The sequence below is a fragment of the Actinomadura sp. NPDC048032 genome, assembly GCF_040653175.1.
Lineage (GTDB): Bacteria > Actinomycetota > Actinomycetes > Streptosporangiales > Streptosporangiaceae > Spirillospora > Spirillospora verrucosospora.
The window spans coordinates 1-9,349 of sequence record NZ_JBEZJP010000339.1 but is presented as its reverse complement, the minus strand read 5'-3'; the positions used below and the strand labels follow the sequence as shown (position 1 = coordinate 9,349).

The 9,349-nt window shown below is 69.2% G+C and carries 9 protein-coding genes and 1 riboswitch; of the genes, 3 read left to right on the top strand and 6 right to left on the bottom strand.

The window, feature by feature from the left end; genetic code table 11:
• The coding region (locus AB0C69_RS31710; protein ID WP_360358674.1) for a sporulation protein at nucleotides 1-484 on the bottom strand (484 nt) is incomplete at its 3' end.
• Nucleotides 485-627: 143 nt separating this feature from the next.
• Nucleotides 628-951, bottom strand: a complete 324-nt coding sequence (locus AB0C69_RS31705; protein ID WP_345171136.1) for a multidrug efflux SMR transporter — start codon at nucleotides 949-951, stop codon at nucleotides 628-630.
• 33 nt (nucleotides 952-984) lie between these two features.
• Nucleotides 985-1,047: riboswitch (guanidine-III (ykkC-III) riboswitch) on the bottom strand.
• A 226-nt stretch (nucleotides 1,048-1,273) separates the two neighbouring features.
• On the opposite strand from AB0C69_RS31705, the gene AB0C69_RS31700 reads away from it, so the two are divergent.
• On the top strand, nucleotides 1,274-1,474 hold the full coding sequence (locus AB0C69_RS31700; protein WP_360358673.1) for a hypothetical protein: 201 nt from the start codon (nucleotides 1,274-1,276) through the stop codon (nucleotides 1,472-1,474).
• A gap of 73 nt (nucleotides 1,475-1,547) precedes the next feature.
• Here AB0C69_RS31700 and AB0C69_RS31695 read toward each other — a convergent pair whose 3' ends face one another.
• Nucleotides 1,548-2,885, bottom strand: coding sequence for a UDP-glucose/GDP-mannose dehydrogenase family protein (locus AB0C69_RS31695; RefSeq protein WP_360358672.1), 1,338 nt, complete (start codon nucleotides 2,883-2,885; stop codon nucleotides 1,548-1,550).
• A gap of 268 nt (nucleotides 2,886-3,153) precedes the next feature.
• Between AB0C69_RS31695 and AB0C69_RS31690 the strand changes: the two genes are divergently transcribed.
• On the top strand, nucleotides 3,154-4,989 hold the full coding sequence (locus AB0C69_RS31690) for an acyl-CoA dehydrogenase (protein ID WP_360358671.1): 1,836 nt from the start codon (nucleotides 3,154-3,156) through the stop codon (nucleotides 4,987-4,989).
• A 67-nt stretch (nucleotides 4,990-5,056) separates the two neighbouring features.
• Here the strand turns inward: AB0C69_RS31690 and AB0C69_RS31685 are convergent, their stop codons facing one another.
• Nucleotides 5,057-5,794, bottom strand: a complete 738-nt coding sequence (locus AB0C69_RS31685) for an alpha/beta hydrolase (protein ID WP_360358670.1) — start codon at nucleotides 5,792-5,794, stop codon at nucleotides 5,057-5,059.
• A 554-nt stretch (nucleotides 5,795-6,348) separates the two neighbouring features.
• Here AB0C69_RS31685 and vph point away from each other — a divergent pair.
• Entirely contained in the window at nucleotides 6,349-7,212 is an 864-nt protein-coding gene (gene vph / locus AB0C69_RS31680; protein WP_360358669.1) for a viomycin phosphotransferase, read from the top strand.
• A gap of 160 nt (nucleotides 7,213-7,372) precedes the next feature.
• Here vph and AB0C69_RS31675 read toward each other — a convergent pair whose 3' ends face one another.
• Together AB0C69_RS31675 and AB0C69_RS31670 are read right to left on the bottom strand one after the other, a co-directional pair.
• Nucleotides 7,373-8,551: a hypothetical protein gene (locus AB0C69_RS31675; RefSeq protein ID WP_360358668.1), complete on the bottom strand. Its 1,179-nt coding sequence runs from the start codon at nucleotides 8,549-8,551 to the stop codon at nucleotides 7,373-7,375.
• 509 nt (nucleotides 8,552-9,060) lie between these two features.
• The coding region (locus tag AB0C69_RS31670; protein WP_360358667.1) for an SseB family protein at nucleotides 9,061-9,349 on the bottom strand (289 nt) is incomplete at its 5' end.

Here is a 9,349-nt window from a genome sequence, read left to right as displayed (position 1 = left end):
CGGCGGGGCCGCGCGGATAGGCTCGGTGACCGCACCGACCATCCGCACCATCAGGGGGTTCCCCGTGTCGTCGATCGAGGCCGTAATCGCCCGGGTCGAGCGCGCCCGTGACCTCCAGCTCCGTCGCGATCCCGACCGTCGTGCCGTGCAGCGGCCGCCCGTACATGTGGGTGAGCGGCGCCTCCCACGGGATCGGGAACTGGAACGGGATGCTGTGCCGCGCGCCCTCCTGCAGGCTGAACCCGCCCGCGACCGGCATCTTGGCGTACTCCAGGTTGGAGGTGTACTCGTTGTCGCCCGACTCGACCTCGACCTTGGTGCGCAGGGCGAGGTTCACCGCCTTGATGTCGGAGTTGAACTGGCCCCCGATGATGGCGATCTCGCCCGTGACGACTCCGCCGGGCATCGTGTTCGGGTCGTGCAGAACCGTCTCGATCGACGGGCCGCCGATGCCCATCGCCTGACGCAGCTTCTTGAAGACCAAGGTCCGTCCTCCCGTGTTCGAGCGACTCCCCGCGCTCTCGTCCCATAGACGCTGTTACGGGAGATTACGTTCCGGGGAACTCGGCTGACCTGCGCAGGCGGTGGCCGTTCCTGGCCGTCCGCGCCGCTTGCCGGCGCCGCCGGTCAGTGGCCGCCTCCGGCGAGGTTCAGCCCGACGACCCCGAGGACGATGAACGCGAGCGCGACGACGCGGGTCGCGGAGACCTCGTCGCCCATGAAGAGCATGCCGAGCACCGCCGTCCCGACGGCCCCGATGCCGACCCAGACGGCGTAGGCGGTGCCGACCTCCAGGTGCTTGAGGGCGACGGTGAGCAGCCCGAAGGACGCCACGGCGAACACGAGGAACCCCGCCGACTCCAGCGGCTGGGTGAAGCCCTTGCTGCCCTTCAGGCACAGGGCCATGGCGACCTCGAAGAGGCCGGCGACGATGACGAGGATCCAGGCCATGGTGGCACTCCCGGATGACGAGACGACTGATGTCACGCGCCGTCTTCGCGTTCCGGGTACGGCGCACCTCGTCCGGGAGAGACCACTGCCCGTCCTGGGCACGGCCCTCACCTCCTCCCAACGGCCCCGCTCCCGGGGATGTTCCCCCGTGCCGACGTAAGGGAGCCCGCCTCGGACTCCTGTTGCGGCTCGATCCCCTTGCCGGACGGCTCTTCATGAGCTCTTCATCCTCTGGGGGCTCGCGCAGACCAGGTCTGCGTGAGCTATCGGATGAAGGCTCCGCCGCGGTAGCCGCGGTGAAGGACTCACAACGGAGAGACCCGTGACGAACGAGAACAGCAAGGCTGACGAGGCCCGCGCGGCCGAGGAGACCATGGACACCGCGCAGGACGCCCTGCGCGACGCCGGTCGGGCGTACGTGCAGGACCCGACTCCGGAGAACAAGCAGGCCATGGACGACGCCCGCGTCACTGCGGAGGAGGCCACCGCCCACTCCCGCCGCCTCCACGGCGGGAGCCAGTAAGACCCTGGCGGGAATGAGCTGATCTCCCGCCTCGCCGGTCTCCGCGCCACCTGGCGCGGGGACCGGCACACCTTCAGGGGCGGCCCAGGGCGCGGTACTCCCAGCCCGCCGCGCGCCAGCGGTCCGCGTCGAGCGCGTGACGGCCGTCCACCACCCGTTTGTGCCGGACGATCCCGGCCAGCGCCTCCGGCTCGACCTCCCGGAAGTCCGACCACTCGGTCAGCAGGACGACCACGTCGGCGTCCCGCGCCACGTCGAACGCGCTCTCGCCGTAGGTCAGCTCGGGGAACGCCCGGCGGGCGTTATCGAGGGCGACCGGGTCGTAGACGCGCACGTCCCCGCCGAGGCCGTGGATGGTGCGCGCCACGTCCAGCGCGGGCGCGTCCCGGATGTCGTCGGAGTTGGGCTTGAACGCGGCGCCCCACGCGGCGACGCGCTTGCCGGCGAGGTCGCCGCCCAGCAGGTCCCGGACGAGGTCGACGGTGCGGGCCCTGCGGCGCCGGTTGATGTCGTCCACCTCGCGCAGGAACGACACGGCCTGGCCGACGCCGATCTCCTCGGCCCGGTGCGCGAACGCCCGGATGTCCTTCGGCAGGCAGCCGCCGCCGAACCCCAGGCCCGGCCGCAGGAACTTGCCGCCGATGCGGTCGTCCAGCGCCAGCGAGTCGGCGAGGTCCCGGACGTCGGCGCCGACCGCCTCGCAGACCTCGGCCATCGCGTTGATGTAGGAGATCTTCGTGGCGAGGAAGGAGTTCGCCGCCACCTTGACCAGCTCGGCGGTCGCGAGGTCCGTGCGGATCACCGGCGTGCCGAGGTCGAGGACGGGCCTGAACGCCGCTCGCAGCCGCTCGTGCGCCCAGTCGGACGCGACGCCGAACACCAGCCGGTCCGGGCGCAGGGTGTCGTCCACGGCGAAGCCCTCGCGGAGGAACTCGGGGTTCCAGGCCAGCTCGACGTCGGTCCCGGCGGGCGCCAGCCCCTGCACGAGGCCGGTGAGGCGCGCGGCCGTCCCGACCGGCACGGTGGACTTGCCGACGACCAGGGACCTGCGGCGCAGGTGCGGCGCCAGGGAGCTGACGGCGGCGTCGACGTAGGTCAGGTCGGCGGCGTCCGAGCCGGCCTGCTGGGGCGTCCCCACGCACACGAAGTGGACGTCGCCGAACTCCCCGGCCTCCGCGAAGGAGGTGGTGAACCGGAGCCGGCCCGAGTCGAGCGCCTTGGTGAGCAGCTCCGGCAGCCCGGGTTCGAAGATCGGGACCTCGCCCGACGCCAGCTGTTCGATCTTGTGCCGGTCGACGTCCACGCCGAGGACCTCGTACCCCAGCACGGCCATGCAGATCGCATGCGTCGCGCCGAGGTAGCCGGTCCCGATGACGGTCAGCCTCGGGGCGGCCTCCTCCTCCTGCCTCATTGCGCACCTCCTCGTGCACCGCGGGTGAATTCGCGCCCGCTTGATCTTGCCACCCCTCCCGCGCGGGGCGTAGGAGGGTGCGACTCAGGGGGCCTGGGTGACGTGGGTCACGCGACGGAGACGGGCGTGGTATCGATGGGGCCTGCCTCCCCGGAAACCGGACGATTGGGGTGGTTGTCAGTGGTTACCAGCGGGTAGCATGCTGTTGAGTTACTGACCAGTACGCAGCGGGGCCGCCGGTCGCCGCCGGAACCAGACGGAGTCTCGAATGGGGCACTACAAGAGCAACCTCCGGGACCTGGAGTTCAACCTCTTCGAGGTGTTCAGGCGCCAGGACCTCCTCGGCAGCGGCCCGTACGCCGAACTGGACGAGGAGACCGTGCGCAGCATCCTCGACGAGGTGAACCGGCTGGCCGAGGGCCCGCTCGCCGCCTCCTTCGAGGACGCGGACCGCAACCCGCCGGTGTTCGACCCGGCCACCGGCACGGTCACGATGCCGGAGGGCTTCAAGAAGTCGTTCAAGGCGTGGATGGACTCCGAGTGGTACCGCCTCGACCTCGCCCCCGAGTTCGGCGGCAGCGGCGCCCCGCGCTCGCTGACCTGGGCGGTCGCCGAGCAGGTGCTGGGCGCCAACCCGGCCGTCTACATGTTCGCGTCCGGTCCGGGTTTCGCGCAGATCCTCTGGCACATCGGCACGCCCGAGCAGAAGAAGTTCGCTGAGCTGGCCCTGGAGCGCCAGTGGGGCGCGACGATGGTGCTGACCGAGCCGGACGCCGGCTCCGACGTCGGCGCCGGGCGCGCCAAGGCCGTCCAGCAGCCGGACGGCACCTGGCACATCGAGGGCGTCAAGCGCTTCATCACCTCGGCCGAGCACGACATGTCCGAGAACATCTTCCACCTGGTGCTGGCCCGCCCCGAGGGCGCCGGCCCCGGGACCAAGGGCCTGTCGATGTTCCTCGTCCCCAAGTACCTGGTGGACGTGGAGACCGGTGAGCTCGGCGAGCGCAACGGCGCCTACGTGACCAACGTCGAGAAGAAGATGGGCCTCAAGGTCTCCACGACCTGCGAGCTCACCCTCGGCGAGAAGCACCCGGCGGTCGGCTACCTGGTCGGCGACGTCCACCAGGGCATCCGGCAGATGTTCCTCGTCATCGAGTACGCGCGGATGATGGTCGGCACCAAGGCCATCGCCACCCTCTCCACCGGCTACCTCAACGCGCTGGAGTACGCGAAGGAGCGTGTCCAGGGTGCGGACATGACGCAGATGACGGACAAGACCGCTCCGCGGGTGACGATCACCCACCACCCGGACGTCCGGCGCAGCCTCATGACGCAGAAGGCCTACGCCGAGGGCATGCGCGCGCTCGTGCTGCTGACCGCGTCCTACCAGGACGCCGTGCAGCTGGCCGAGTTCGAGGGCCGCAGGGACGAGACGGCCGAGAAGGTCAACGACCTGCTGCTGCCGATCGTGAAGGGCTTCGGCTCCGAGCGGGCCTACGCGCTGCTCGGCGCCGAGTCGCTGCAGACGCTCGGCGGCTCCGGCTTCCTGCAGGAGTACCCGATCGAGCAGTACATCCGCGACTCCAAGATCGACACCCTGTACGAGGGCACCACCGCCATCCAGGGCCAGGACCTGTTCTTCCGCAAGATCCTGCGGGACAACGGCGAGGCGCTGAAGGTGCTCGTCGGCGAGATCCGGGCGTTCGCCGGCTCCGAGGCCGGCAACGGCCGGCTCAAGAACGAGCGCGCCCTGCTCGGCCGGGCCCTCGACGACGTCCAGGGCATCCTCGACCCGATGGTCGGCTGGGCGCTCGGCTCGATGGAGAACCCGAAGGAGCTCTACAAGGTCGGGCTGAACTCCTCGCGCCTGCTGCTCGCCCTCGGCGACCTGATCGTCGGCTGGCTCCTGTGCCGCCAGGCCGAGGTCGCGCTCAACGCCCTCGGCGGAGGCGACGTGTCCGACTCCGACAAGGCGTTCTACACCGGCAAGGTCGCGGCCGCGCAGTTCTTCTGCCAGACCGTCCTGCCGCGCCTGGCCTCGGACCGCGCCGTCACCGAGTCCACCACCCTGGACGTCATGGACCTCCCCGAAGAATCCTTCTGACCCCGCCGCGCTGTGGCCCTGCCCATCCGGGCAGGGCCACAGTGCTGTCAGGCGAGCGGGCCGACGGCTAGCTCAGATGCCGGGTGAAGAACGCCGCCGCGGCGTCCCCGGCGAACTGCGGGACGCCGGTGTGCCCGCCCATGTTGGCGTGCAGCGACTTCTCCTCGGAGCCGAAGGCGTCGAACAGGTCCAGGGCCGCCTGCCGGTCGTTCCCTTCGTCGTCCCACTGCAGCAGGACGTGCAGCGGAATGGTGACCTGGCGGGCCTCCTCGAACAGGACGCGAGGCACGAAGCTCCCGGCGAACAGAACGGCGGCCGCTATGCGCGGTTCGACCACCGCGAGCCGGACCCCGATGGCGGTGACTCCGCCCGAGAATCCGACCGGGCCGCCGATCTCAGGCAGCGCGAGGAGGGCGTCCAGAGCGGCCTGCCACTCCGGGACCGCCTTGTCGACCAGCGGGAGGACGAGCCGGTCCACGATCTCGTCATCGACGGGCCCACCGGCCTTCACCGCCCGCTGGAGGTCGGCGCGGGCCTGCTCGGCGGCGGCCGAGCGGGGCCGCTCACCGCTTCCGGGGAGCTCGATGGCGGCCGCGGCGAAGCCGTCCGCCGCGGACCGCCGAGCCCGGCCCACCAGGCGGGGGCGCATCCTGTCCAGCCCGCCGGGGTGGCCCATCAGGATCAGCGGAACCGGTGCCGCTGCGGACGCGGACTCGGGCGCCCACAGAACGCCGGGAACCTCGCCGAGGGTGAATTCGCGTTCAAGGAGCCCGTCGTCGAGACGCTGCTCAGAAGTGAACTGCATGGTCGTGCCTTTCGGGAGTGCTCTCGAACGGCGCTCCCGGACGACCTACCGCCCGACCGTGACCCCAGAGGGGAGCACCCATGTCGAAATCAGGTTCACGGGTACCACCTCCTCTTTCTTCAGCACGGCCTCCGAAAAACTAGCAGCGCCCACCCCACCCAGCCAACTGCTTTTTCGCCAAGCCCGGCGGCCGGGTCGCGAGGTCGTCGACGAGACGCCGGCCGACCGCTCCGAGGCTTGACAACGCCCCCACCTCCCGGACGATCACCAAGGTCGGCGGCAAGAGCCGTCGGCTCACTGCGAGGCAGGGAGCAAAGAAAATGGCCAACACCAGCGGTCCCCAAGGCGACGACGAAGTCGCCACCGAGGAAGAACTGAAAGAAGCGCTGGATCTCGCGGGCTTCGACCCCGACAAGATCCTGGGCGACTGACGACATGGAAGGATGATTCCTCGGCTCGCCGAGGTTCCGTCTGGTTTCATGGGCGACCTCTCCGGAGGTCGCTTCTTACTTTTCCCAGCAGCCAGTGCTTCGAAGAACCTAGAGGTCTCACTCGTGAGCATCCGTACGACGCATCGCGCTCTGCTGAGCCGTCTGCTACCCGGTGCCGAACCGGACGACCTCGCAGAGCGTCAGGGGCAATTCCACACAGTGGTCATTGGGCCGGACCGCGTCGTGTGCCTGCCTCGCACCCCGGCAGCGGCCGCCCGGCTGCCCGAGCGGGCAGCCGCACTGCACGCACTCGCCGGGCTTGACCTCGGCTTTCGCATACCTGAGCCGCTGCTCCAAGGCGGCGCCCACGGCAACGACGAGGCACCGTTCCTGGTGCTCAGCCGCATTCCCGGGGAACCGCTGGAGGGCGAGGCGCTCAAGGACGCTCAAGTAGCCGAGACCGTGGCAGAGCAGTACGCCACGCTGCTGTCCGGCCTGGCGCGCGCCGGCAACGACGAAACGGCACGAGCGATTCTCCCTCACGCGGCAGAAGACCGGTGGCGGCGGTTCGCGGAGAGTGTGCGCGCTGAACTGTTCCCGCTCATGTCCGACAATGGGCGTCTAGGGGCCGAGCGGGAGCTCGCAGCACTCGACGACCTTCCCCACGTCGCCCAAGCGGTGGTGCATGGCGACCTCGGCGCCGAAAACGTCCTGTGGGAGTGGACGAACGGACTGCCGCGCCTCGCCGGAGTACTCGACTGGGACGATGTCGCCCTCGGCGACCAGGCCGAAGACCTCGCTGCGATCGGTGCCAGCTACGGCCGTGAGTTCCTGGAACGGTTGCTCGCCCTGGGCCACTGGCCAGATGCCGGACTCGTCACCCGCATCACCGCGATCCGCAACACATTCGCCCTGCAGCAAGCCCTCTACGCAATCCGTGACGGCGACGAAGAAGAACTGGCGGACGGCCTGACCGCCTACCGCTGAGCCACACCACAGCAACCCGGGGAAGAACGGTGTCCCGGCGGAGAGGCTTCGAGCCTTCCCCCGGGACACCGCAAACGGCGGGAAGACTGAGCCTCATCTCCCCGGCCTGGAATTCGTGCGAATTAGGCGAAACCGCACGAACTATACCGACCGGCTTGGATCACACGCAGCCGAGCGGCCTTTTCAGGCGCATGATCATCTCGCGTAACGTTCGCCGCTTGACGATCTCCGCCCCGGGCTGCTTGCGGAGCAGGGACGCCACGGCCGCGACCACGCTGATCCAGGACATCCCGATGACCTGCCACGCCGTCGGGATCTTCTGCTCCATGATCAGGTCGACCAGCAGGCCGAGCAGCGGAATGACGCTCCACAAGATCGTGTAGACGGCGTCCCCGAGGGCCCTCCTCGCCCGGATGTGCAGGTACCGGGGGACGACGACGGTCATCAGCGCCGTGCAGAGCAGCGCCAAGAGGACCCCGCAGGACCAGCCGACCGACGGATCCTCGCCCGCCAGCATCGCCCACACGCCGAGACCGACCACGCCCAGGCCCGTGCCCAGCGCCTGGAACTGATCGGCCTCCGCGCCGCCCCGCTCGACGAAACCTCGGGACAGCGCCATGTACACGACGCCGGAGAGAGCCGATCCGATGGACCAGACGACTCCCCACGGACTCGCGGTGATGTGCCACGCCTCGATGGAAACGGCGAGGCCCAGCACGATGAGCAGCGGCACCAGCATCGCCGCGAACCACTGCCCGGTCTTCCAGACCCCCACCGAGTAGGTCATGGTCGAGACGGCGAACGTGATCGCGTTGATGGTGGCGAGGGCCGTCCCCGCCGACATCATCGCCATCACGATCATTCCCCGGCCCGCGATGTTGCAGCCGGCGAAGACGATGACGGCCGTCACGGTCTTCCAGGTGAACCGGAGCCGCACGGGACGCGGCTCCTCGGGGCGGTAAGGCCCCGGTACCTGGAACCTGAACACCACCAGCAGAGCCGCCAGCACGGTGCCGTACTCGGCCATCGTGAGGATGAGAACGACCGTCGTGAACACGATGGTCGCCTTCAAGGCTCGCCGGGTGTACCGGAACCGCTGGGACCGCGACGTCATGTGGCGGAACAGCCCCAGGATCTGGAGCCTGAACGCCACCAGCAGCATGACCATCGCGCCGATGCCGTACTCGGCCGTCGCGACGACCAGGGCCGACATCGTGATGCCCTCGAGCAGGTAGTTCTTGAAGATCGAGCGCCCGAACAGCTTTGACGAACCCTCGACGAGGGTGAGACCCGCGCCCAGGGCTATGTTGTCCGGCCTGGCGGCCGGCGTATTCCTCATTGTTCTGATCCCCTCGGACAGGCGCGCAGGAGGATCAGCCGTGAGCCGGTCCCCTGGAGATCGCGCCGATGGATACGACGAGACTCCGCAGAACCGGAAATTTTTCTGGTTTGTGAAGTTCGCACTGATCATATGCTCGCCTCACGCCGACCGGCGGGATTCCAGACCAGCCCTGGCCGACGGGGCGCTCCGTCGGCGGCCGAATGATGCGCGCGCCACGACCGACGGCTCATGTCTCCCGCGCAGCACTCCCAGAACCCGCGGTCAACGCCCAGCGGGCGTGCCGTCGTCCGCGGATCACACTGGGGTTATGGCGGGGGTGCTCTGCCCACCTTGCAGCCTGAGGGCGCGTTCGCCGAGAAGGGGCGCTGACGGCCCGCCTGCGCGCGCGGCCATCAGGGGCGTCGAGGGGCAAGCCGCCAAGTCGGTACGGCGTGACGTTGCCGGACTCGTCGGTGGAGTCGGTCCCGGCGCGGCCGGGCGCCGGCCCTACGAGTTCTCTTGGTGGATCAACGCTCTGAGTGCAGGCTTCGAGAGTCGACCTTCCAGCGCGCGGGGCTGTTGATGTTGATCACGATGTCGACGTCGTCCGGGACGGACGAGGCGAGTTCTCGCGCAGGGAGTGCCCTCCATGATCCTCCCTCGAACAGCGGTTCCGTTGGCAGTTGCGCTCGGGAGGTGAAAGCGAAGACTCCCTCGATGCCGTCGATCTCATGAACCCAGACGGAGCCGCCGTCTCCTTCGGGACCGGTGGCGACCAAAACCTCGGAGGATCGCAACCGGGCAAGCGCTTGACTT